18 protein-coding genes are annotated in these 23,342 nt (G+C 41.7%); 8 read left to right on the top strand and 10 right to left on the bottom strand.

All coding sequences use genetic code 11. The annotated features are described in order from the left end of the window. Nucleotides 1-34: 34 nt before the first annotated feature. The 3 genes from ACVBDY_RS08500 to ACVBDY_RS08510 all read left to right on the top strand — a co-directional run bounded on the left by ACVBDY_RS08500 (nt 35) and on the right by ACVBDY_RS08510 (nt 7,593). Nucleotides 35-3,592 (top strand): malectin domain-containing carbohydrate-binding protein, encoded by a 3,558-nt coding sequence (locus ACVBDY_RS08500; RefSeq protein WP_447175042.1) that lies wholly within the window; start codon nt 35-37, stop codon nt 3,590-3,592. Between the two features lie 417 nt (nt 3,593-4,009). Continuing rightward, nucleotides 4,010-6,436, top strand: coding sequence for a glycoside hydrolase family 2 TIM barrel-domain containing protein (locus tag ACVBDY_RS08505; RefSeq protein ID WP_447175043.1), 2,427 nt, complete (start codon nt 4,010-4,012; stop codon nt 6,434-6,436). Between the two features lie 146 nt (nt 6,437-6,582). Beyond that, complete coding sequence (locus ACVBDY_RS08510) at nt 6,583-7,593, top strand: zinc-binding alcohol dehydrogenase family protein (RefSeq protein ID WP_447175044.1); 1,011 nt, start codon at nt 6,583-6,585, stop codon at nt 7,591-7,593. Nucleotides 7,594-8,055: 462 nt separating this feature from the next. On the opposite strand, the gene ACVBDY_RS08515 is transcribed toward ACVBDY_RS08510, so the two are convergent. The 9 genes from ACVBDY_RS08515 to ACVBDY_RS08555 all read right to left on the bottom strand — a co-directional run bounded on the left by ACVBDY_RS08515 (nt 8,056) and on the right by ACVBDY_RS08555 (nt 16,018). Beyond that, complete coding sequence (locus ACVBDY_RS08515; protein ID WP_447175045.1) at nt 8,056-9,168, bottom strand: NAD(P)-dependent alcohol dehydrogenase; 1,113 nt, start codon at nt 9,166-9,168, stop codon at nt 8,056-8,058. Nucleotides 9,169-9,186: 18 nt separating this feature from the next. Then, nucleotides 9,187-9,750 (bottom strand): PPC domain-containing DNA-binding protein, encoded by a 564-nt coding sequence (locus ACVBDY_RS08520; RefSeq protein ID WP_447175046.1) that lies wholly within the window; start codon nt 9,748-9,750, stop codon nt 9,187-9,189. Nucleotides 9,751-9,759: 9 nt separating this feature from the next. Then, on the bottom strand, nt 9,760-10,107 hold the full coding sequence (locus ACVBDY_RS08525) for a nuclear transport factor 2 family protein (RefSeq protein WP_447175047.1): 348 nt from the start codon (nt 10,105-10,107) through the stop codon (nt 9,760-9,762). A gap of 5 nt (nt 10,108-10,112) precedes the next feature. Beyond that, nucleotides 10,113-11,018 carry an alpha/beta fold hydrolase gene (locus ACVBDY_RS08530; protein WP_447175048.1) on the bottom strand — a complete coding sequence of 302 codons (906 nt, stop codon included), beginning with the start codon at nt 11,016-11,018 and terminating at the stop codon, nt 10,113-10,115. A gap of 224 nt (nt 11,019-11,242) precedes the next feature. After that, the gene (egtB, locus tag ACVBDY_RS08535) at nt 11,243-12,427 is read right to left on the bottom strand and encodes an ergothioneine biosynthesis protein EgtB (RefSeq protein ID WP_447175049.1); all 1,185 of its coding nucleotides are present in this window, start codon (nt 12,425-12,427) and stop codon (nt 11,243-11,245) included. Nucleotides 12,428-12,445: 18 nt separating this feature from the next. Then, complete coding sequence (locus ACVBDY_RS08540; RefSeq protein WP_447175050.1) at nt 12,446-13,438, bottom strand: L-histidine N(alpha)-methyltransferase; 993 nt, start codon at nt 13,436-13,438, stop codon at nt 12,446-12,448. A 9-nt stretch (nt 13,439-13,447) separates the two neighbouring features. Then, nucleotides 13,448-14,416, bottom strand: coding sequence for a zinc-binding alcohol dehydrogenase family protein (locus tag ACVBDY_RS08545; RefSeq protein WP_447175051.1), 969 nt, complete (start codon nt 14,414-14,416; stop codon nt 13,448-13,450). 3 nt (nt 14,417-14,419) lie between these two features. Further along, nucleotides 14,420-14,815: a YybH family protein gene (locus tag ACVBDY_RS08550; RefSeq protein WP_447175052.1), complete on the bottom strand. Its 396-nt coding sequence runs from the start codon at nt 14,813-14,815 to the stop codon at nt 14,420-14,422. 318 nt (nt 14,816-15,133) lie between these two features. Next, nucleotides 15,134-16,018 carry a helix-turn-helix domain-containing protein gene (locus tag ACVBDY_RS08555; protein WP_447175053.1) on the bottom strand — a complete coding sequence of 295 codons (885 nt, stop codon included), beginning with the start codon at nt 16,016-16,018 and terminating at the stop codon, nt 15,134-15,136. Between the two features lie 151 nt (nt 16,019-16,169). Here ACVBDY_RS08555 and ACVBDY_RS08560 point away from each other — a divergent pair, with 151 nt between their 5' ends. The 5 genes from ACVBDY_RS08560 to ACVBDY_RS08580 all read left to right on the top strand — a co-directional run bounded on the left by ACVBDY_RS08560 (nt 16,170) and on the right by ACVBDY_RS08580 (nt 21,793). After that, nucleotides 16,170-17,510 carry a TolC family protein gene (locus ACVBDY_RS08560; protein ID WP_447175054.1) on the top strand — a complete coding sequence of 447 codons (1,341 nt, stop codon included), beginning with the start codon at nt 16,170-16,172 and terminating at the stop codon, nt 17,508-17,510. Nucleotides 17,511-17,512: 2 nt separating this feature from the next. Beyond that, on the top strand, nt 17,513-18,580 hold the full coding sequence (locus ACVBDY_RS08565) for an HlyD family secretion protein (RefSeq protein ID WP_447175055.1): 1,068 nt from the start codon (nt 17,513-17,515) through the stop codon (nt 18,578-18,580). Between the two features lie 3 nt (nt 18,581-18,583). After that, the gene (locus ACVBDY_RS08570) at nt 18,584-20,221 is read left to right on the top strand and encodes an MFS transporter (protein WP_447175056.1); all 1,638 of its coding nucleotides are present in this window, start codon (nt 18,584-18,586) and stop codon (nt 20,219-20,221) included. A 55-nt stretch (nt 20,222-20,276) separates the two neighbouring features. Further along, nucleotides 20,277-20,990 carry a Crp/Fnr family transcriptional regulator gene (locus ACVBDY_RS08575; protein WP_447175057.1) on the top strand — a complete coding sequence of 238 codons (714 nt, stop codon included), beginning with the start codon at nt 20,277-20,279 and terminating at the stop codon, nt 20,988-20,990. 101 nt (nt 20,991-21,091) lie between these two features. Then, the gene (locus ACVBDY_RS08580) at nt 21,092-21,793 is read left to right on the top strand and encodes a hypothetical protein (protein WP_447175058.1); all 702 of its coding nucleotides are present in this window, start codon (nt 21,092-21,094) and stop codon (nt 21,791-21,793) included. Nucleotides 21,794-22,079: 286 nt separating this feature from the next. Here ACVBDY_RS08580 and ACVBDY_RS08585 read toward each other — a convergent pair whose 3' ends face one another. Further along, on the bottom strand, nt 22,080-23,294 hold the full coding sequence (locus ACVBDY_RS08585) for an MFS transporter (RefSeq protein WP_447175059.1): 1,215 nt from the start codon (nt 23,292-23,294) through the stop codon (nt 22,080-22,082). Nucleotides 23,295-23,342: the final 48 nt, after the last annotated feature.

Below are 23,342 nucleotides of genomic sequence, written 5' to 3' on the forward strand. Positions count from 1 at the left end.
GAATCCACAACCCACCCCAACTATAAATAAAAAAATGTACAAAATACTAGTTTTAATATGTTTATGGTGCTGCATTCCGGGAATGTCCGCCGGCCAGGAAAAATCTGTCCGCCGGGTCATTCCCCTGGATGCAGATTGGAAAACCACGATCAAAGAAAGCCGGGACACTATTGGAGAAGCATCCTTTATTCGCCGTGATTTCCCTGATACCGCCTGGCAACAGGTAAACATTCCGCACAACTGGGACCGTTACGAGGGATACCGCCGGATGAAGCATGGTAATCGTCACGGTACCGCCTGGTATCGCCGTGAGTTGTCACTGGACAAAAAAGAAAAGAACAAACATTATTTCCTGTTCTTCGAAGGTGTCGGGTCTTATGCGACCGTATGGGTCAACGGCCAGAAACTCGGGGAGCACCAGGGCGGGCGAACCACCTTTACCATAGACATTACGGATGCCGTACATACCGGCAAGCCCAATATCATAGCCGTAAAAGCAGAACACCCTGCCTTTATAGCCGATCTGCCCTGGGTATGCGGCGGATGTTCCGGCGAATGGGGATTTTCCGAAGGATCACAACCTATGGGGATATTTCGTCCCGTATCCCTTGTGATTACCGAAGATGTTCGTGTAGAGCCATTCGGTGTACATATCTGGAACGGCGACGAAGTATCCGAAGAAAAAGCCTTGTTATGGGTAACAGCCGAAATACATAATTACCGTACAAAGCGGGCCGGGGTACAACTGAAGCATACTTTACGGGATAGTACGAACAAGATTATCGCACAGGCCGTTCAGAATGTATCGCTGAAAAAGGGAGAAGTCCTGGAGACCGCAAAAACAAAACTCGAAGTGGAGCGTCCGCATTTATGGTCGCCCGAAAACCCTTATTTGTACCAGTTGTCCACCGTCATCAGGGAGAACGGAAAAGTTGTGGACAGCATAGGTACTCCTTACGGTATACGCTGGATCAGCTGGCCGGCGGGTAGAGAAGGAGACGACAGACGTTTTTACCTCAATGGCAAACCCTTGTTTATCAACGGAACCTGCGAATACGAGCACCTTACCGGGAAAAGTCATGCCTTTAGCGGTACACAGGTAAAAGCACGGGTAGACCAGGTAAAGGCTGCCGGGTTCAATGCTTTCCGGGAAGCACACCAACCGCATAATCTGCGATACCAGGAACATCTCGATGAAGAAGGCCTGCTGTTCTGGAGCCAGTTTTCCGCACATATCTGGTACGATACTCCCGAATTTCGCGAAAACTTCAAAAAACTCTTAAAACAGTGGATACGCGAACGGCGGAACAGTCCTTCCGTAGTGCTCTGGGGACTACAGAACGAAAGTGTTATCCCCGAAGCCTTTGCACGGGAGTGTACCGAAATCATAAGACAAATGGACCCGACCGCATCCGCCCAAAGACTGGTTACGACCTGTAACGGCGGAGAAGGGACAGATTGGAATGTCATACAAAACTGGTCGGGCACCTATGGAGGGGACCCCTTTAACTACGGCGCTGAGCTCAGTAAAGAATGGCTCAACGGAGAGTATGGCGCCTGGCGTACTGCCGGGTTGCACGGAGAAGGCCCTTTCCGTCAGAAGGGAGTCTATACCGAAGAGCGTTTTTCACAACTTATGGAGATCAAGGTAGCCCAGGCCGAATCCGTCAGGGATAAGGCAGCAGGCCAGTTCAACTGGCTGTTCGCATCACATGAAAATCCGGGGCGAATCCAGAACGGTGAAGCATGGCGCGATATGGACCGCGTAGGCCCGGTAAATTACAAGGGCCTGTTTACCGTATGGGGAGAACCACTCGATGCCTATTATATGTATATGGCCAACTATGCCCCGGCCCATGAGGACCCTATGATTTATATCGTATCCCATTCCTGGCCGGACCGATGGACAAAAGCCGGGACCAAAGACAGTATTGTCGTATATTCCAATTGCGAGGAAGTGGAATTGTTCAATGATACCGGTAAGATCTCGCTGGGTAAAAAGAAAAACCCCGGCAAAGGGAAGCATTTTCATTGGGATAACGTACCCGTACAGCACAACCTGCTTTATGCCGTAGGCTATGAGAACGGCAGGGAAGTAGCGAGAGATCATGTCGTGCTGCATCACTTGCCCGAAGCCCCCGGACTTAAACAATGGAAAGAGACTACAGAAGATATCATGGAACCCGAAAGGGATAAAAATTACCTGTACCGGGTAAATGCCGGGGGAGCGGAATATACGGATACCTATGGCAATATCTGGGCTGCCGATGTGCATAAGAGCGGGGAAAATACCTGGGGTTCCCTTTCCTGGACCGATGATTTCGCTGGCCTTCCCGATTTTTATGCCAGCCAGGGCAGAACTTTTGATCCGGTTTCCGGTACCGCCAACTGGCGGCTGTTCCAGCATTACCGTTACGGTATGGACAGGCTTCGCTACGAATTCCCGGTACCTGACGGGGAATATACCGTAACCCTGTTTTTTACAGAACCCTGGTACGGAACCGGTACACATACCGATTGCAGCAACTGGCGTAATTTTGATATTGCTATCAATGATAAAACCGTACTTCACAATCTCGATATCTGGAAAGAAGCAGGACATGACAAAGCCTTAAAAAAAACATTTCGGGCAAGAGCAGAACAAGGAAAGCTAAAAATATCCTTTCCCGAAGTAACCTCCGGGCAGGCTATTATATCAGGTATAGCTATTGCTGCGGATGATGCCGTAGCCCGCGCGGCCCCGGCATCGCCTGCCAATATTACCGGGGTACAGGCCGATGCCGCAATACAGGGGAAATACGAGATAGTTTCCTGGTTAGATACAGGAGACCGGGTATGTACCGATAGTGAAGTCCGTTTTTCAGCATTGCCTTACCAGCTTTTCGGGGCGGACCGTATACGCTTTTGGGAAGAGCTGGCAGGTAAAGACTTCCGCGGTAGTTTTATCCCCTTGCGGAACTCCGATGTCTATGTGCTTATGGATAGCGTGGTGACCGTTTTACCTGTGTGGCTTAAAGGATATGAAAAAACAGGAGATGTAGCGGCAGACGGAGCCGGAAAAACATATACCGTTTACCACCGTAAGGCAACCCGGGGTGAAGACGTAGTTTTCGGTAAAAACGGGACCGGGGAAAATAAGCGGGTAGGTATGTATAGTATTGTGGTGGTGCCGGAATACGATATGGGAGAAGATGATGACTCGCGTCCTGTGTTTACGCACGAAGCCGAGGATGCCGCCATATCCGGGAAAGAAGCGGAACGCGGACATTTTAAAAAAGAAGATTATGTAACCTTTGTAAAAGACGGGAACAACAGCATTACCTGGGAAGTAAACCCGGGCCTGGCCGGGGAATACCTGCTTCGTTTCCGGTATATGAATACCGGCACGGAAGCGGCAAAAGTCAGGCTGCAAATAGAATCTTCCGACGGTATAGTGCTTCGTGATGATGAGATAAACTTCCCGGTAGCGGATGTAAAATGGAAAATACTCAATACTACCACGGGAGGATATATCAATGCGGGGACTTATAAAATACGATTGTCCGCCCCCGATCTCAGCCGATTGCGACTGGATAAAATGGAATTTCAATAGAGGAGATATAAGATATAAGATTTTAGATTTAAGATGAGAGACTTTAGAACTCAGAACTTATATATAGAAAAAATAAAAAGTCCGTCTTTTCGTGTGCGTTGCAAACGCACTTTACAATAGGTACTCGTTTCCGCTTTGCTCAAACGAGCACCAGTTTAGGGACTGGATAAAATGGAATTTCAATAGGGGAGATTTTAGATGTAAGATGTTAGACCTTGGAGAAGAGAAGAAAAAAGCTTACCCGGGTCAAATACCCTCTGTGAACCTCTGAGTGTCTTTGAGTATCTCTGTGTAATAACCTGTAACGCGGGGCTTCGGTACATCCCGGCGGAGCCGGGACACTCAGCCACCTCTATTTTTGGCTTTGAAACTGTAACCTGGAACTTGTAACCTGGAACTTGTAATGTAACCAATACTATGATAAAAACAACCAAGAACCTGTTTTACCTGGCCATAGCTGTAATCTTCTTTAGTTGTCATACCGAAGAAAAACCGGCGCGGATCATTCAGGACTTTAATGAAAACTGGAAGTTCCTGTTGGGAGATAGTCTTAATGCTTCTGCTATGGAATATGACGACAGCTCCTGGCGCGTGCTCGACCTGCCCCACGACTGGAGCATAGAAGGAGAGTTCGGAAAAGACAACCCGGCAGGTACTGCCGGAGGCGCATTGCCCACGGGTATAGGCTGGTACCGCAAAACATTTAAAGTTCCGGATGAATGGCAGGATAAGTCCGTACGGATAGAATTTGGCGGGGTATACCGTAACAGCGAAGTGTGGATCAACGGGCATAGCCTGGGCAAAAGGGCCAACGGTTATATCTCCTTCGGCTACGATATTGGCGCCTATCTTAATTTTAACGGAAAAGACAATGTACTGACCGTAAAGGCAGACAATTCCCCGCAACCCAATTCCCGCTGGTATACCGGTTCCGGTATCTATCGCAATGTACAATTGGTAGCTACCGGGAAATTACATGTAGCGCCGCAGGGCACATACGTCACCACTCCCGAAGTCTCCAGGGCTTCTGCCAAAGCAACGCTGGAGGTAGAGGTGACTAATGAAAATACGGAAGAAAGGCAACTGAAAGTCGTATCGGAAATCATGGACAGCAATGGCCGTAGTGTGGCAACGACTGAATCTTCCCGGCATATAGCTTCCGGGCAAACCATAACAGTACGGCAGCACCTGGCAGTACAGGAGCCGCAGTTGTGGAGTGTAGACAGCCCCGATATGTACAAAGTACTTACCCGGGTTTATGATGGAGAAGAAAAAACAGATGAGTACGAAACCCCGCTCGGTATCCGGTATTTTGACTTTGATGCTGAAAAAGGCTTTTCGCTCAATGGCAAATCCATGAAAATACTCGGTGTATGCCTGCATCACGACTCCGGGGCCCTGGGATCGGCAGTGTACGGGGATGCGCTCCGCAGGAAACTCACCCTTATGAAAGAAATGGGGGCCAATGCCATTCGCACCGCGCACAACCCGCATTCAACGGAATTACTCCGGCTATGTGACGAAATGGGATTTATTGTACAGGATGAGGCTTTTGATTCCTGGAAAAAGAAAAAGGTCAAGGAAGATTACCATACCGATTGGGACGCATGGCACAAAAAAGACCTGGAAGATTTTATAAAGCGCGACCGGAACCACCCTTCCGTGATAATGTGGAGCATAGGCAACGAGATTCGCGAACAATTCGACAGTACCGGCATAGCCATAACACGGGAACTTACCGATATCGTAAAATCGCTGGATACTACCCGCCCCGTGACCTGTGCATTGACTGAAAACGAACCCGGAAAGAACTTTATATACCAGTCCGGCGCGCTGGACCTACTCGGGTTTAACTATAAAATAGATGCCTATAAAGACCTTCCCAACCGGTTCCCGGGAGCAAAATTTATCGCATCGGAAAATGTTTCGGGTCTTGCCACCAGGGGCTGTTACGACATGCCGTCGGACAGTATCATGCACTGGCCCGAAGCATTCGATGCGCCTTTTGAAGGACATGAAGATTATACCGTATCGGCTTATGACCAGGTTGCAGCTTACTGGGGATCGACCCATGAAGAAACCTGGAAGGTAGTTAAAGACCTCGATTTTATTTCCGGTATATTTGTATGGGCGGGAATTGATTTTCTCGGCGAACCCGTACCATACCCCGATTACCCCGCACGGAGTTCGTATTACGGTATTGTAGACCTCGCAGGTTTTCCGAAAGATGTATATTACATGTACCAAAGCGAGTGGACCGATAAACCTGTGCTACACGTATTCCCTCATTGGAACTGGGAAGAAGGGCAGGAGGTAGATGTATGGGCCTATTACAACCAGGCCGATGAGGTAGAGCTCTTCCTCAATGGCAAATCGCTTGGCAGCAAGTCCAAAAAGGAAGATGTATTCCATGTTATGTGGCGTGTGCCTTATACTCCCGGAACGCTTAAAGCCGTATCCCGGAAAAACGGTAAAGTTGTTTTGGAGCAGGAGGTCCGTACGGCAGGAAAAGCCGCTGCGCTGCAATTACAGCCCGACAGGGACGATCTGAAGAAAGATAAAAAAACGTTGTGCTTTGTAACCGTAAATGTAGTGGATAAAGATAAAAATATTGTTCCGAAAGCGGACAACAAAGTATTTTTTGAAGTAAGCGGGGGAGCCAAAATAGTAGGAGTGGACAACGGCTACCAGGCCGACACCACTTCCATGAAAGCCCCGGAAAAGAACGCCTTTAACGGAAAATGCCTGATCATCCTGCAATCCGATGGAAGCGGTGAAAAAGTTGTTCTCAAAGCCCGTTCGGAAGGACTGGAACCGGCGGAAATAGTATTAAATATAAAATGAATATGGAACCTGTAACCCGGTGGCTTCGATACATTCCGAACGTAGTTCGGAACACTCAGCCACCTCGTTTTGTGCCCAAACCTGCGACCTATAACCTGTAACTTGAAACTTGCAACCCGTAACTTACAACCTAAAACTTAAAAAAAATGAAATATATAGTATGTGAGACCCCCGGCAAATTTGTCCTGGAAGACAAACCTAAACCGGAAAAAAAAGAAGGCCATGCCCTGCTCAAGATACATAAAGTAGGCATATGCGGTACCGATTTGCACGCTTATGCGGGTAACCAGGCCTTTTTTCAGTATCCCCGGATACTGGGGCACGAACTGGCTGCGGAAATACTGGAAATAGAAAAGAACGATAAAGGACTGAAGACAGGAGATAAAGTCATTGTAATGCCTTATGTAAGCTGTGGCGACTGTATTGCCTGCCGGAAGGGAAAAACCAATTGCTGTACCGATATTCGTGTGCTTGGCGTCCATGCCGATGGCGGGATGCAGGAAGAAATTGTTGTGCGAAATGATCTCCTGATCCCGGTAGACGGTTTGTCGCACGAAGAAATGGCCGTGGTAGAACCTTTGGCTATCGGGGCACATGCCATACGCCGGGCAGGGTTGGAGTCTAACGAAACTGTGGTAGTGGTGGGCTGTGGCCCCATAGGGCTGGGGATCATAAAACTTGCCAAAATAGCCGGGGCCAGGGTTATAGCCATAGATGCCGTGCAAACACGGTTAGGTTTTGCCAGGGATATAGCCGGTGCCGATCATGTATTCCATATTTCCGAAGACCCCGTATCCGGTGTGGATAATATTACCGATGGCGACCTGGCTACGGTGGTTTTTGACGCTACGGGCAACAAAAGGGCACTCGAAAGCGGTACGGACTATATGGCACACGGTGGAAGGTACGTTCTTGTGGGACTCTCCAAAGAAGACCTGGTATTCAATCACCCGAAAATACACGCCAAAGAAACCACCCTGATGTGCAGCCGGAATGCCACTTTGGAAGATTTTGAATACGTTATAGCCCATATCCGGGAATTCCCGGTAGAAGCCTTTGTTACCCACAAAGCACATTATACCGAAATGATCCGCGATTTTGATAGCTGGCTCGATCCGGAAAACAATGTTATCAAAGCTATGGTAGATTTTTCTTGAAAATTCCAGGATAAAAATAACCCTGAAGCTACAAATCAAGTAAAAATATTGATCACCGGGCAAAATGTTCAAATCCCGTTCCTGATATCCTGATATTTATCGCGATTACCAGGATCGGGGTTTATAAAACGACATTACCTTTGCTAATTGTTCTAAGGAAATTCCGGGTTTAAGCCGGGCCAAACGGAACTTTAGAACTGCTGCCGTATATCCTCTTACAACAAGTGATTTTGCAAGGAAAATGCCTTAATCATCATATCCAAGGATATAAAAAGCCCCTCCCGGAATTATAAAACACATAATATAATTTGAAGGAACTGTTTGAGGTTTATAGATACTCACCCGTAGTACTTTTTTCATCGATTGTTAACGGGGTATTTTACCTGGCCATAAACAATGTTATTTGTAAGTAGAAGTAGATAATTTGAGGATTGATATTAGTGCTTTCATAATGGTATCAGACTATTTGTTGTAATCACCAATGAGCAATACCGATTTTATAGTTTTTCCTTTTTCAGAATCCGCAACAGCTTGGTTTATCTTTTCAAACGAATATTTTTTAATTAACCTGTCAAAAGGGAATTGTCCGTTTTTAAACATATTAATTAATTTTGGTATAAACTCTTCCGAAACACTATCTCCTTGGTTGACAAACCTGATTTTATATCCTTTGGTAAGGAAAATATTTGTCTGCAATTCTAAAGGTTTTGTGGCGACACCTATAATGGCTAATTCACCCACCGGAGCTAGGCTCTCCAATGTGTTATTAATAACTTCGTTTCTTCCTGTTGTATCTACTCCGTACTGAACGCCATTGGGCAGTATTTTCTTAATTCGCTGAGGGACATTTTCATTGAGTGAATTGATAGTATGGGTTGCGCCAAGTTCTTTCGCAAAAACCAACCTTTCATCATTAATATCTACGGCAATTATGGTAGTTGCCGATGACGCTTTTGCCGCCATTACAGAAGATAATCCTACTGCACCAGTCCCTGATATAACAATTGAACTTCCCGCTTTTATACACAACGTATTAATTACTGCACCCGCCCCGGTCTGAATGCCGCAACCAAGTGGTCCCAGTATTTCAAGCGGGACATCTTTTGGAACCGCAATAACATTGTTTTTATGAGCTATGGCATATGTTGCAAAGGATGACTGTGAAAAGAAATTGTCATTAATATCTTTACCGTCACGGTCATGGTGGTGATGGTGCCCTTCTATTGTTGAACCGGAAAAGTTTCTATCGAAAAATTCGTAACAATATGCCGGGTTTCCGGTACGACATATTTCGCACTCGCCACAGAAACCATAAGTTAATACTACATGATCCCCTGCTTTTAGATGATGAACATTTCCGCCTGTTTTTTCTATAATTCCTGCCCCTTCGTGTCCTAATATCACTGGGAAATCCGGGGCACCCATTATAAAGTCACGGGCTACCATATCGGTATGACAAATTCCTGTTGCTACAATTTTTATTAATACTTCTTCTGCACCTGGCTCATCAAGCGTAACTTTTTCCAATTTAAATTCACCGCCTTTATCTTTTACTACAGCTGCTGTTATTTCCATGATATTTATGGTTAATGATTAATTTTCCAGTTCAGGGGCTATAATGGTAGCATCAAATTCAGGGTCATATTTTTTATATAAGGGCGTTTCTTCTACGGTTACAAATATTTCAAATGTCGGCCCCACTATTAGTTGCAACAAATGACCGCCATATACCAATCCGTTTGTAGCCGCGGCACTTGCGTGGGTATGCGCTACAGGATCATTTTTATATAATACTATATTCCCCTCAAATGATGCTACTTCCGCAGAGTCTACGGAGATAACCTTAAATTCTTTTCTTTTATAGTTAAAAATGCCGAATTTGGCGGATAAAGCATCACCAATACCGGTATAATGAGCACTTTTTACATTGTATGTTTTCGCAAACTCGGTCAAACCTGCTCGCAATTCGTCTTCTTTTTTGAAAATCAAGACATAGGTTTTAGTCTGGTCCGTCTCACTGAGCAATTTAACCTTCATACCAGGCGCGGTACCTTCAACCGTTGAATTTGCAGGTGATAAAAACTCCTGCGCGTTAACTGCCGGCCCTGCACACATCACAGCAATTGTGGAAAAAACGAACTTGAAAGCTCTTCTCATGGTAATACATTATTTTTTAATTCTGTAATCTGCTACTGTGTGATATTGTATTTTATTTTCATTAAAAACAAAAGTGTCGGTCCCAAGAGGGATTTTGGTGTTTGAAGATTCACTGCTCCAAACTATAAAGGCTACGTCTCCTTCAATAGCTCTTTGTTTCATTCCAAAAACAGAGCCGGTTGGTACTGCCGAAAAAAAGTCCTTAAAAAAAATCCGGATATTAGCTAAGCCCGTTATAATTTCTTCGGGGGTAAAGATTATTGAATTTTCGGTATAATCTTCAAGTATTGCGTCTAAATCATTATTGCCAAAGGCAGTAAGGTGGTGTAAAAGAACGGTTTCTACGTTTGTATTCATTTTATTTAATTTTTAATTTGTTCTGTTTTCTGTTTTAAAAATGGTGCTATACAAAACCATACCGCCGGAAAATTTGTAATAAAAGCGGGATGAGGGGCATTAGGTATAATGCCTAATTGAGCATTTGGAAGATAATCGTATGCAGCCATAATTGTTGATAAGGGCGCATTTTCATCTTTTTCACCTGCGAGCAACAGTACCGGGCATTTTACTTCCTTAAACATGGTAGTGCTGATTTCAAGTGAACTATAATAATCATTGAGTGTATGAAACCATTCGTCAACTCTTTCCGGTTCGGGCCTCAATGAGAGTTGTTGTTGCCAGTAAAGGCTATCTGCAGATGAAATTATTTCGGAACTCATATTAAAGCGACGAAAACCTTTCTTCCATTCGCCGGCTCCGATAGCTATAAGTTTGGATATTTTACCAGGATAATTTTTAGCAAAGAAGTATCCTGTATATGCTCCGTCACTGAAACCAAGAACAATTACTTTATCGTTGGTTTCTTTGCTTATAACAGCATTTACATCTTTGGCTTTCTGGTCATAAGAAGGAAGTATATGTCCTATTTCAGATTTACCGTGGCCACGTGTAGAAATAGCTATTACTTTATGATTTTTCGATAAACTATCTATAAACTGTCCCATTTCTTTTGTACTGCCTACTATTCCGCCATGTAGTACAACCAATGGTTTACCTTCACCATACACCTCGTAATAGATGTTAGCATCAACAGACTTCAGGTAATGTCCATGTTTTTTGTTGTTACCATAAGGTTGCGAACTGTTTGGCATGACTTGGTTTTGCATAAAATAGCGTGTGTTCTCAATGTTTTGTCCATTAAGGGAAAAACTCAATACCATTATGAAACACACAATTACTAGTCTCTGAATAAAAACTTGTATTTTCATTTGTAGCTGTTATTTTAACACACTGCAAAGTTCCCTTAAAGAGATGAGAATAACCTATAAACAAGTTTAAGAAAGACCATTGAACTTGTTCAAGATACCGGATTATACAATCTTTTTTTGCCTTAGTCTGTTAGCAGGCATTGTTTTTACGATTGCTGCTTTCACGCAGCTGTCGGGACCGGAAAGCCCGAATATTTCCTTTTCGTTTTGTTCTAAATAAAATACTATTTTGCAAGCCTTATACCGGTAAATTGCCATTGTGACTTAGTATAAAAGAAATTGCGGTAAGTATTTCTGCTATGTCCTTTTGGGGTGGCAACCGATGCCCCTCGCAAAACCATCTGGTTCACCATGAACTTACCGTTATATTCACCTACCGCACCCGGTTCTTTTTTAAATCCGGGGTAAGGCAAATAGGCACTTCCTGTCCATTCCCAGCGTAATCCCCAATCTGTCTTTTCAGAAGCCACTTCCCATTCTGCTTCGGTTGGTAACCGCATTCCCTTCCATGCGGCATAGGCAGACGCTTCATAAAAATTGATATGGGAGAGTGCTCTATCAAGATCAATTTCCTTTAGTCCTTTTAAGGAGTAATACATCCACTTGTTTTCCATAAAATGCCAGTAAAGGGGGGCTTTTGCATTTGTTTGCTTAACCCAATCCCAGCCTTCTGCATGCCAGTGCTTGAAATTGTTATAACCCCCGTCTTCCATAAATTGAAGGAATTCTCTGTTGGTAACAGGTCGATCGGCTATTTTGAAGTCGTTCAGATATACTTTATGTCTTCCCAATTCATTATCAAAACAAAAGCCACTTCCTTTAAACCCTATCTCATATACACCTTCTGGAAAGGAGATCCATTTTACCGGTTTTGAGTGTCGTTGGCTGTCAACTATTTCCCCATTATATGAGGGAAACAGCGGATTATGTCCTAAAATAAATTTGATATCAGCTAACAACAGTTCCTGATGCTGTTGTTCGTGATTAAGCCCCAGTTCTATAAGCTGTAAAACATTTTCATTCAGGTTTTTATTTTGAAAAAAAGTCTTCATTTTGATGTCAATATATTCACGATAGCGATAAATATCCACGACGGACGGACGGCTTAGATTGCCTCTGTTGGTGCGGATAACCCGCGTACCAACCGTTTCGTAATAACTATTAAAGACAAAGTTGTATTGTTCATGGAATACCCTATATCCCGGTTCATTGGGCTGGAGTATAAAAGCTTCAAAAAACCAGGTAGTATGCCCTAAATGCCATTTAGGCGGACTGACGTCTCCTACAGGCTGCACCACATAATCTTCAATTTCCAACGGTTCACATATCTTTACAGATAAGCTACGTACTTCCGCATAGCGATTTTGAAGTGCTGAAATTTTATCGTTTGTTATTGTCTCTGCATTCATGGTGTTTATTTTTTTGGATCAGCTCACCTGCCATACAGCATCAACAAACCATCCTTTTGTGTCTTTTAATGCCGCTATCTGTGTAAATCCGGATATCTCAGCCATTCTGGCAATGTCTTTTAGTGAAAACTTTCGGGAAACTTCCATATGAATAAACTCGTTTTCTGCAAATGAGATCACTTCTTCGCCGATACAAACCTGTTGATTGGAAAGGCTTATCAAAAAACTCCTGCACTCTCCAGTAAGCGGATCATAGTTTTGATAATGTTGAAACCGGTCGACATCGAAATCCGAACCCAATTCTTTGTTTATGCGTGAAAGAAGGTTAAGGTTAAAAGCAGCCGTAATGCCTTTGACATCGTTATAAGCATTAAGAATAGTATGCGGATTTTTTTTAAGGTCAAACCCAATTAAAACAATATCCCCCGTAGTGAGTTTGTTGTGTAAACCACGGCAAAACATTTCTGCATCTTCTCTTTCCATATTGCCAATGTTACTACCCAAAAACAAAACGATCTTTTGTTTATTGGATAATTCCAGGACCTTGTCTAGCATTTCAAAGTACTCTCCTTCTAATGGTACGACTTTCAATTCCGGAATATCGTTTTTCAGGTTTTCTTCTAACTCGTTAAGGATATTGCCGGAAATATCAATAGGCATATACCTGAAATCCATTCCCTGGGTGTTAAAATATTTGAGAAGATAGGTCGATTTTTTAGCATCTCCGGCCCCGAGTTCTATAAGATCAAAAGGCCTATTATTACACGGGATGAACCGGGACAGGCTTGTCGTTTTGTTTTTGAAAATATCCAATTCACAATCGGTAAGATAGTATTCCGGCATTTCCATTATTTTTTGAAATAGTTTATCGCCTACGTCGTCATAAAAATATTTTGAGAACAACCGTTTCGGGTTATCGCCTAATCCTTTGGTTATATCCTGGCGGAATGTATCCGAAAGTGTTTTTTCGGATATAACAGGTAGATTTATGTGTAAATCTGATTTCATCATTATAATGCTTTATTCGATAGTAACTACAATTTTACCAACTCCTGTATTACTTTCCATCAATTTGTGTGCGTCAACTATCTCATCAAGTTTAAACACATGTTTGATAACCGGTAAAACAGACCCTTTTTCAATATCTTTGATAAATTCCTGAAAAAAAGTCCCCTCAACTCTTAACCGGCCGCTGTCGTAAACGGTTAAATAAACTCCGGCAGGAATATAATCCATGGGTGCAAATTCCTCAATTGTCCATTTTTCAGACAGCATTCCTGTCATACAAACAATTCCACCGGGTTTAACACAATTCAATGAATCTTGCAGTGTTTCGGTTCCAACCAGTTCCAGTACCTTGTCAATCTTATAAGGTAGATTTTTAACCTGAGAAGACAGATCACCGTTGTCAATGAAAACTTCATCACTGCCGTGTTCTGATAAACAGTTTTTTTTATTTGGATTCCGGGTTGTTGATATTACATAAAGTCCGTTTATTTTGGCCAACTGTGTTGAAAGTAATCCAACTGATGAAGAACCACCCCTGATTAAAATATGCTCGCCTTTAGCTATTTGTAATGCCGTTTGTAAAGATCCGAATGCGGTCTGAAACATTTCCGGCAAAGCACCCAATATTTCCCAATTCAGATTACTTTCAAAAGGAATAATTATTGATCTTGGCAAAACCGTATATTCTGCATAACTACCGTCAAAGTCCCTGCCCATACCACCCATAAAGGCGGCGATTTGTTGCCCTTTTTTTAATATCCCGGACGGGTCGTATGCCACCTCGCCAACACATTCGATTCCTAAAACCCGGGGAAACTGTACTTGGAGAGAGAAGCCTTTTCTGGTCATTAATTCAGAACGGTTAAGTCCAAATGCCTTTACTCTAATCAATACCTGCTCATCTACAGCTACAGGAACAGGCCTTTCCACGATGCACAAATATTCGGGGCCGCCCGGTCGAAATAATGTTGCTGTTTTCATGGTTTAAATCGCCCGGGCATTGTCACTATTAAACATATACCGGAAAATTTTCCAATCTTCAGCTATCTTCTTAAAGACAAAAAAATCACGGGTTGTATTGTTAAGTGTTATGCCGAGGGGAATGTTATCTGTAGATGTTCTTGCCGTGGCAGTCACAAAAGCGAATAATTCATATACAATAATTTCTTCGGGCTTGTATTCGATACGGAACCTGTTATGGCTGAAAAATTTTCCGCCGGTGTTTTTTTGCAGATCATTTTTTGTAATTCCTCTGGAGCCGTTTGCCATAAAAATGGCATCGTCGGTGTAAAAACCGGGAATAGCCTCAATCCGGGCAGTGTTTAAAACTGTAGCATAATCACGAACTACATTCATGATTACATCTTTTTCATTTGTCATAAATTCTTCATTTTATTTGATTAACCATTTGATATTTAATATCACAAAGTTGATCATATTGGAGAGGCTAAGACAATAAAGAACTTTAAGAAATAAGCTTGAACTTGTTTAAGATTTTAAGAAAAGTGTCTTTATTTTTTTGTTGCAGGAGCAGGAATATCGGTGATAACCTTTATAAAAGTACTGGAGGGGAAGATTATGCCTGGAGTACGTATACGGCATATCCGGTATTGTTACCTTAGATATGGTGTACGGGCACGTCACGGTTATGGTATTTTATTATAATAAAAAGGCAAATGTATGAAGGCCAAAGAGGTGTCAATTCCTGTACTTGCTCGGCGGCATACCGGCATACTGCTTAAAAAACCTGCTGAAATGAAACTGGTTTTCAAAACGAAGTTTTTCTGCTATTTGCTTAATGGAAAGTGACCGGTCATCCAGTAATACCTTTGCTTCCAGGATAACCATATCAATAATAAATTTACGTGCGGTTTTCCCGGTACGTTTTTTTAGCAATTGGGTCAGGTACTTTTCATTCACAAATAGCTTTTGCGCATAGAATGATACTTCACGGTTCACTAAGTAATTTTGAGAAAGCAAACTCATAAATCTGTACATAATGGTTCCGGATAGATTTTTTTGCTGATCAATGTCATTATAATAATGTTTGACTTTAAGTAAGATGCTTTTAAAAATATTTCTTACAATCTCGGTATCCGTATCCTGAATATTTTCCCCTTTCTGTAACCTGTATATAATAAAAATAAGCTCCAAAATCAGTTCGTGGTCCTCGATTGTTATTTCCCTGGAAGTAAGCAGGCTCTCTTTTAGAAAATTGGCAAGATTAAAGTATTTGCCCAGCGCACCTGTTTCCTGAAGGAAATCCGAAGTAAATAATAATGAGATAAAATGAACATTGCGATCACTCCACCTTATTTCTCTTATGGCAGATGGAGGTATAATGATGACATTACGCTCTTTAAGCGAATATTCAAATAAGTTGACTTTCAGTTGCAATGTCCCTTTCAATACAAAAATCAATGAAAAGTGTACGGAACGAAAAGGCTTATTTCGTACAAAACCAGATTCGTGGGCCAATGAATCATAGATAAGTATATCCGGTATATTTTGAGTAATCCCGATGTCTTTTTTTATGGACGGGATTTCTATGTCTTTTAACTGATTTTTGCCTTTAGTAACCATTTAATGAGCTAAATCGCTTATTTAAAGCTGAGCATCTGTTTTGCAAATATAGAAAACAACAACCTTACTTTTAGACATATTCAGATTTCTTTTGTCTATGGTTCAGAGTATATAAAATGGTGAGATTTGCATCTTTATTTTTGACAAAGGGATGAATATATATGCCATAGGTGAAAAAATATTTTTGTTTACCTGCTTTATTATTAACACGGGCCTGCTGTTTGCACAGAATGACACCATAAAACTCTCCGTAAATGAGCTTCTCAAAATGGCTTCGGATAATAACCGGGAAATAAAGCTAAGTGCAGAATACTTAACAAGAGCCGGATTAGAGATCAGAGACAGAAAGAATGACAAGTTACCGGATATTGGTTTCTCGGGTAGTGCAGGTTATTTGACAGATGTGGGGGTTGTGGGGCTGGGTACAATGCCCGACGGCTTCTATGAGATGCCTCATTTTGCAAACTCATATGCTTTGCAGGCAAGTCTTTTACTCTATGCCGGCGGCCGAATCAATACAACTATAGATATAGCTGAATTACAATATAGACTGGCAGAACTGAACCTCCGGAAACGCACACAAAGTGTAAAGCTTGTCCTGATCGGATACTATCTGGATTTATATCAGCTGTACCAACAAAAGATCGTTTATGAAAAGAATATTTTTCTTAGTAAAGAGTTGCTGAACAAGATAAATGACAGGTACTCAGCCGGTATGGCGCTTAAGAGTGACAGAATAAGAAATGAGTTATTGGTGTCCACTTTTGATCTGGCACTTACCAATATCAAAGATCAGATATTAATAACCAACAATAACATTATCTCCGTATTAGATCTGCCACAAGGCTCAACAATTCTACCAGATGATTTGCTGGATATTCCTGTAGAATTCGAAAATCTGATTTTTCGGACTACAGATAAAAAATTGCAGGATTCCGCATTAGGTGAAAACCCGGAAAGCAAGGAAGCCAATGTCAACATTGACATTGCAAACAAGAAACTGGAACGACAACGATCATTCAATTACCCTCAGGTTTCTTTGTTTTTTTCAGGAACATTTAACAGGCCGTATGCTTTTGACATTCCTGCAAAGGATATTTATGCCAACAACAATTCTGTAGGCGTAAAAGTCAATATTCCTGTAGGGAATTTATACTTGTCAAAGAGAAAAGTTGAAATAGCCGAGAAAGACATCAGCATTGCACATTTATCCAAAGAGATTGTAGAGCAAAATTTGATACGGAATGTAAGTAATAACTTCATCAAATGCAGGCAGGCATATAACCAGCTTCAAACGATAGAGAAACAACAGGAGCTCGCCAATGAAAACTACAGGAGGATTACAGACAATTATATGGAACAACTGGCATTAAATACTGAAGTGATGGATGCCAGTAACCAAAAACTGGAAGCAGACCTCAGGATGACCACGGCAAAAGTCCGGATCGTATATGCCTATTATCAATTATTAAAAATATTAGGACAGTTATAATTATGAACAGACCAGCACGGCATAAACCTTACAAAAAAGATACACGTGGTAAAATTGGAAGAATTGGAATAGGGCTATTTTCAATTGTCATATTGGCATCAGTAGGTTGTTATTTTTTTACTTTTAATAAAGAACTATATACAGATGATGCCCAAGTACAGCAGCTTTTGATACCTGTAAACACAAGGGTAAGCGGTTATATCGGAAGTGTAAGGTATGAAGATTTTCAGTGCGTTGAAAAAGGGGATACCCTTGTGGTTATTGACAACAGTGATTACATGGTTCAAAAAGAACTGGCCCAAGCAGCCCTACTGGATGCAAAAGCCGGAAGAAAGGTAACCGCCTCAACCATTAGTACCGTAGAAAATGGGGTACACATTTCCGAAGCGAGAATTCAGGAACTTAAAGCCAGGTTGTGGAATGCTGAGAAAAATTATAACCGCTACACCATGCTCCTGCGGAAAGAATCGGTTACACAACAACAGTTCGATCAGGTTAAGAGTGATTATGATGCCCTTAAGGCCCGGCTGGAAACCTTAGAAAGAAGTAAAGAAGGAAGCAGCCTCACGGTACAGGAAGCCAAAAATAAAATCCAGGTAAGTAACGCATCTGTAAAAAGAGCCGAAGCTCAGCTGAAAGTGGCACAACTAAACCTTAAGTATACCGTGATTACAGCTCCCGTTAGCGGATTTGTAGGAAGGAAAACTATAACTGAAGGACAACTGGTCCGGGCAGGGGAGCAACTGACAGATATTGTCGATAACGGCCGGAAATGGATTACTGCAAATTTTAAAGAAAAGCAAGTATCGTTTATAAAAGAAGGAGATCGAGTAAAGCTTGAAGTAGACGGTATTCCCAGAACTGTTTTATGGGGTCATGTAGAAGCTTTTGCATCGGCAACAGGATCTGTTTATTCCATGGTACCGGTAGATAATGCAACAGGAAATTTTGTTAAAGTGCAACAACGTATACCTGTCAGGATAGAGTTTGACAATCACACTGATCCTAAAATCCTTACACAACTAAAAGCCGGAATGAATGTAATTGTAAATGTTCAAAAAGAGAAATAACAAATGTCTCATGGCGCACATAAACATACAGTCGCAGCTTTCAGGAATAGTGTTCCCAGATGGCTGAGGATCGTTTTGTTTCTTTTTTTTTCGGTTGTTTTTCAGTTCTCCAATACAGCCTATCCGCCTTTAGCGGGAACTATCAGCGGAGCCCATCAGTTGTTAAAAGAAGATTTGAATTTCTTTTTGCAAATGACTATGGTGGGTATCTGTTTTATGTTTCCGTTATTGTTCCGGTTTAAACTCAGGTTTACTTCCCGGCAGATTATTATCGGATGCTCCCTGGTGGTCATGGTCATGCTTTTTATAACTACTATTTCAGAATCCGTACCGGTAATAGCAGCTGCTTCATTTATCCTGGGAACTGCAAAAATGCTTGGAACTTTTGAGACATTAGTATCCATACAACTCATTATAACCCCAAACAAAGATTACGGTGTTTTCTTTAGTGTGGTATTGGGGATTGTTCTTTTTTGCGGACAGGTATCCGGTATTTGGGCCACCAAACTTAACTATGATTATAACTGGACAGCTATATACAAGATCATCATTGGTGCCCACGCATTCATGATCATACTAGCTCTTTTATTGTTAAAGCACATAAGGATTGCCAGGAAACTGCCCTTATATGGTATCGATTGGTTTGGCTGCTTTTTATGGTGTTGTCTTTTTACCTCGCTGACTTATATTTTTTCGTATGGACAGGTGCTCAATTGGCTTCATTCGGAGAGCATACAAGTGGCTATATGGCTTTCTTTGTTGTTTGCAATACTTACCGCATTCAGAATGTTTAGCGCAAGAAGACCTTATGTTAGCCCCGGGGTTTTTAAGATAAAATCGGTAAATATATCCATACTGGCTATTTTATTTATGCAGCCATTTTTAGGAGCCAGCGGTAGTGTTCTGGGGCCATTTACAACCGGGGTACTGCGATTGGACCACCTTCACATAAGCAGCCTGAACTGGGGGATTGTTACAGGCATAGTGGTGGGGGCAATCTTTAGCTATTATTGGTTTTTAAAAATTAACGGTCCTTTTAAAATATTCTTTACAATAGCGTTCGCTTCATTAACGGGGTATTATTATAGCCTCTATTTTACTATTGGTAATTACGCGGATTACAACATGCTGATTTTGCCGTATGTCCTGAGAGGCTTTGGCAATATGTTGATTTTTGCCGGGGTGGGGAAATACGTTACCAAAAATGTGAAGCTGGATATTTTTACACAAGTACTATGTTATCTTGCCATGGCACGTAATGCTATAGGTAGTCTTATACCCACATCCGTAATAGGTTATGTTGAATATTGGAGAGCACAGGATTACCATAATAAATTAAGTTCAAAGATAGGTTCGACAAATCATGTGGCTGCAGACCTCTTTCAAAACACTTATCACACGGCGATCGTTAAAGGAAATACCACTGCTGATGCCTCCGTTATGGCGGGAAAAGCACTTTATTTTAAGGTTAATCAACAAGCAGTCTTGTTGGCTGGGCATGAGATATCCGGATTTATGGCATTCTCGGGTATGGTGGTCATTATTGTTTTAACCACAATACATTTCGGACGGCCATTTTTAAGCAAAATACCATCCTGGCAAAAACTACGGATCATTTTATCTGTCAAAAAAGATAACTGAATATGAAGAGACTGTCTGAATTTTGTTTTTCGTCCCGATAATTATTGCAATTACAATGTATTTCTGCTGGAAGGTATGCTGGTTTTCGTCAGACGTAGATATTCTGAGTGAAAAATTATGGATACCTTTACTGTATAACAAAAACAACCGCAAACTGAAAACAGATCGCAACATAGAACAAGCCTTTGAATTTCTGATTAATGATTTCAATAAGTTCTTCCCTTTGGACCAAAAAGAAAAAGAAGAAGTTTTACGTTTATTCAAACCAAGAGTTCTGAAACGTAAAGCTTTTTTACTGCAGGAGGGTGAGATTTGCAGAGATTTTACATTTGTGGTGTCAGGCTGTTTAAGAATGTATGCGCTTGATACCAATTTTAAGGAACATAATCTTCAATTTTCTGTTGAAAACACCTGGATTTCAGATATTCAAAGTTTTTATTCAGAACAACAAAGCAAGTTGTATATAGAAGCCATAGAACCTTCAATGGTTTTGCAGATTGGCCATGATGATTTGCTCCATCTGTATGTTAATTATCATAAGTTTGACCGGAATTTCAGAATAATTGTTGAACAAAAATATATGGATTATCAGCAACGGATACTTCAGAATATCAGTTCTACAGCCGAAGATCGTTACCGGACTTTTATCAGGGAATTTCCTAATCTGGTTACCCGGCTGCCAAGCACCCAGATAGCATCTTACCTGGGGGTTACCCCGGAATTCCTGAGTAAGATCAGGAAAAAAATAGCTCAAAAGAAAACCATATAATCATCTTTCTTAAACTATATTAAGATTATTTCTTAAGCTTATTTATTGTCTCAATAGAGCGCAGGAGGTTACCTTTAAATTGGTAAATAAAGATATATGAAATGAAAATATTAAAGAGTATTCTTTTTGGAGGATTGTTTTTTTCTACATTGACATTGATGGCTCAAGATATAAAGTTTTGCGGTTACAATTTAGAATGCATCAATGTAAAAGTATCTGTTGAAACGCTACATAAAGATACGGTTCTTAAAGTAGAAAGAGATTTGGATAAACTTCCTTTTGATCCGTTAGATTTAAGTGCAACCGTAGATGAGCCCACCTTTCTTAAATTGGCCGGTGAGAATTTAGAGAACGGGACCATTGAAGTAAAGGTTTTAAGCCAGATTCAGGATCCATCACCTTTCTTGGGAGCACGGGGGTTTATTGGACTTGCCTTTAGGATAAACAATTCTAATTCCGAATTCGAATCTGTTTATCTAAGACCTGCAAATGGAAGGGCTGACAACCAGTTTAAGCGAAATCATACCGTTCAATACTTTTCCTATCCTGATTACAAATTTGACAGATTGAGAACAGAATCTGCCGGACTTTATGAAACGTATGCCGACATCAGCCTGGATGAATGGATACATTTAAAGCTTGAAATTCAGGAAAAAAAAGCTGTTTTATATATAAATAATCAAATATATCCCTCGTTTATAGTAACCCAAATGAAAGGTAAGAACAAATCTGGAGGAATTGGTCTCTTTGTAGATATAGGAACGATAGGATATTTCAAAGATTTAAAAATAAGTAACAATTAAATTCCGTACTGCCTTATCATATGCGATTTAAATGCTCCGGCACTTGCATCCAAATTTCGGTATCATTCCTTGCGGGCCTGCCCCCGGGGTAATTGACTTTAAACAAAGAATCTAAACATTATTTAATTTTTCAATATTTATTTTTTTGGAGATCGAAGATTATTTCTTTTAAATGTAATAGTTTTAGCAGCCTCTTTACATCCGTCCTTAACCCCGGAATATTTATATCATTTAACAATACAATCATATAAACCCGGGTGCACTAAAAGATACCTGAACTCTACGGCTAATAACTTTCTTTCCTGGACAGACTTCGCTTTTTAACAACATTCCTAAGGAAAAAGAGCAGGGAAAGAATACATAGGGATAGTATTATATAACTCAAAGCCATTCCGGGTTGGTTCCGGATGTGTAATATACTTACTATGGCATAACTTGCCACGGAGGTCACCAGGTAACTTGCCCCACTGGTGAGCCCGTTGGTCACCCCCGCATATTCCGGGAATCTTGTCAGGCAGTAGGTAAAATATACGTTGTATAAAAACCCGCTGAAGAGGTGCAGGAGGTATATAAACCCTGCAAAGACATAAATATTGGAAACATAGTTACCCGTGGCAAACATCAACACCGCAACAACGATTTCCATAACCACACCAAAGAACAGTTTAGGTAAAAAAGGATGAGTGCTCAGGGAACGCCCCAGTATTCCGCCACTCATAATCCCCAATCCCGATAGCAGGGCACAATAGCCCGTTACCACGGGAGAAAAATTGAAATGGTTTTCTACGAGAAAGGGGGCAGACATGGCAAACACCATGACCATGCCGTACGTTAGGCCCAGAATTACCAGTCCCGTGGAAAAATCCGGGGCTTTGAGTACGGCTTTGTAAGTGGAAACAATACTTTTCCGGTTAAAGGCTTTGAATTCCGTAAACGCTTCCCCGGAGAAAAACCATTCTATAAACAGCATCACCAGGGCATAGCCCCCGAGGAAATAAAAGCTGGAGGTCCAGCCAAACCCTTTCTGAAGGTATCCCCCTATAAAGGGAGCTGTAATCGGGGCCATAGACCAGATGATAGTCATTAAACTCGTGTAGTGCTGCAATTTCCTGCCCTTATAGATATCTACCAGGAAAGCCCTTTTCCCCACAACGATAAAAGCTGTAGTGATCCCCTGCAATATACGCATGGCATAAATAAAATAGAGGTCAGGCACAATGGCAATGGCAAAACTGCTTAGGGAAAACAGCAACAAGGAAGCCAGGACCAGCTTATACCGCCCGAAACTGTCCACTAAGCTCCCGGCTACGAGAAGCGAGATCCCGTAACTGATAAGAAAACAGCTCAGTGTCATTTGTACGCCCTTGTTGTCCGTCAAAAGCATTTCCTGCATTTCCGGGAAAGAAGGTATGAAAATATCTGTGGCCAGTCCCGATAATGGAATGAGCAAAAAGATCGAAATAGTACTGATCCGTTCGTGTTTTTTATCATATGTTCTCATAGCAGGTAAATCAGCGTAATTTTACACGACAAAATTATCTGTACTTCC

This window comes from Sinomicrobium halophytocola, from assembly GCF_052983395.1.

Coding starts and splice junctions, on each gene's coding strand:
- ACVBDY_RS08500 (WP_447175042.1), top strand. CDS start 35: ATGTACAAAATACTAGTTTTAATATGTTTATGGTGCTGCATTCCGGGA.
- ACVBDY_RS08505 (WP_447175043.1), top strand. CDS start 4,010: ATGATAAAAACAACCAAGAACCTGTTTTACCTGGCCATAGCTGTAATC.
- ACVBDY_RS08510 (WP_447175044.1), top strand. CDS start 6,583: ATGAAATATATAGTATGTGAGACCCCCGGCAAATTTGTCCTGGAAGAC.
- ACVBDY_RS08515 (WP_447175045.1), bottom strand. CDS start 9,168: ATGGAAATAACAGCAGCTGTAGTAAAAGATAAAGGCGGTGAATTTAAA.
- ACVBDY_RS08520 (WP_447175046.1), bottom strand. CDS start 9,750: ATGAGAAGAGCTTTCAAGTTCGTTTTTTCCACAATTGCTGTGATGTGT.
- ACVBDY_RS08525 (WP_447175047.1), bottom strand. CDS start 10,107: ATGAATACAAACGTAGAAACCGTTCTTTTACACCACCTTACTGCCTTT.
- ACVBDY_RS08530 (WP_447175048.1), bottom strand. CDS start 11,018: ATGAAAATACAAGTTTTTATTCAGAGACTAGTAATTGTGTGTTTCATA.
- egtB (WP_447175049.1), bottom strand. CDS start 12,427: ATGAATGCAGAGACAATAACAAACGATAAAATTTCAGCACTTCAAAAT.
- ACVBDY_RS08540 (WP_447175050.1), bottom strand. CDS start 13,438: ATGATGAAATCAGATTTACACATAAATCTACCTGTTATATCCGAAAAA.
- ACVBDY_RS08545 (WP_447175051.1), bottom strand. CDS start 14,416: ATGAAAACAGCAACATTATTTCGACCGGGCGGCCCCGAATATTTGTGC.
- ACVBDY_RS08550 (WP_447175052.1), bottom strand. CDS start 14,815: ATGACAAATGAAAAAGATGTAATCATGAATGTAGTTCGTGATTATGCT.
- ACVBDY_RS08555 (WP_447175053.1), bottom strand. CDS start 16,018: ATGGTTACTAAAGGCAAAAATCAGTTAAAAGACATAGAAATCCCGTCC.
- ACVBDY_RS08560 (WP_447175054.1), top strand. CDS start 16,170: ATGAATATATATGCCATAGGTGAAAAAATATTTTTGTTTACCTGCTTT.
- ACVBDY_RS08565 (WP_447175055.1), top strand. CDS start 17,513: ATGAACAGACCAGCACGGCATAAACCTTACAAAAAAGATACACGTGGT.
- ACVBDY_RS08570 (WP_447175056.1), top strand. CDS start 18,584: ATGTCTCATGGCGCACATAAACATACAGTCGCAGCTTTCAGGAATAGT.
- ACVBDY_RS08575 (WP_447175057.1), top strand. CDS start 20,277: ATGTATTTCTGCTGGAAGGTATGCTGGTTTTCGTCAGACGTAGATATT.
- ACVBDY_RS08580 (WP_447175058.1), top strand. CDS start 21,092: ATGAAAATATTAAAGAGTATTCTTTTTGGAGGATTGTTTTTTTCTACA.
- ACVBDY_RS08585 (WP_447175059.1), bottom strand. CDS start 23,294: ATGAGAACATATGATAAAAAACACGAACGGATCAGTACTATTTCGATC.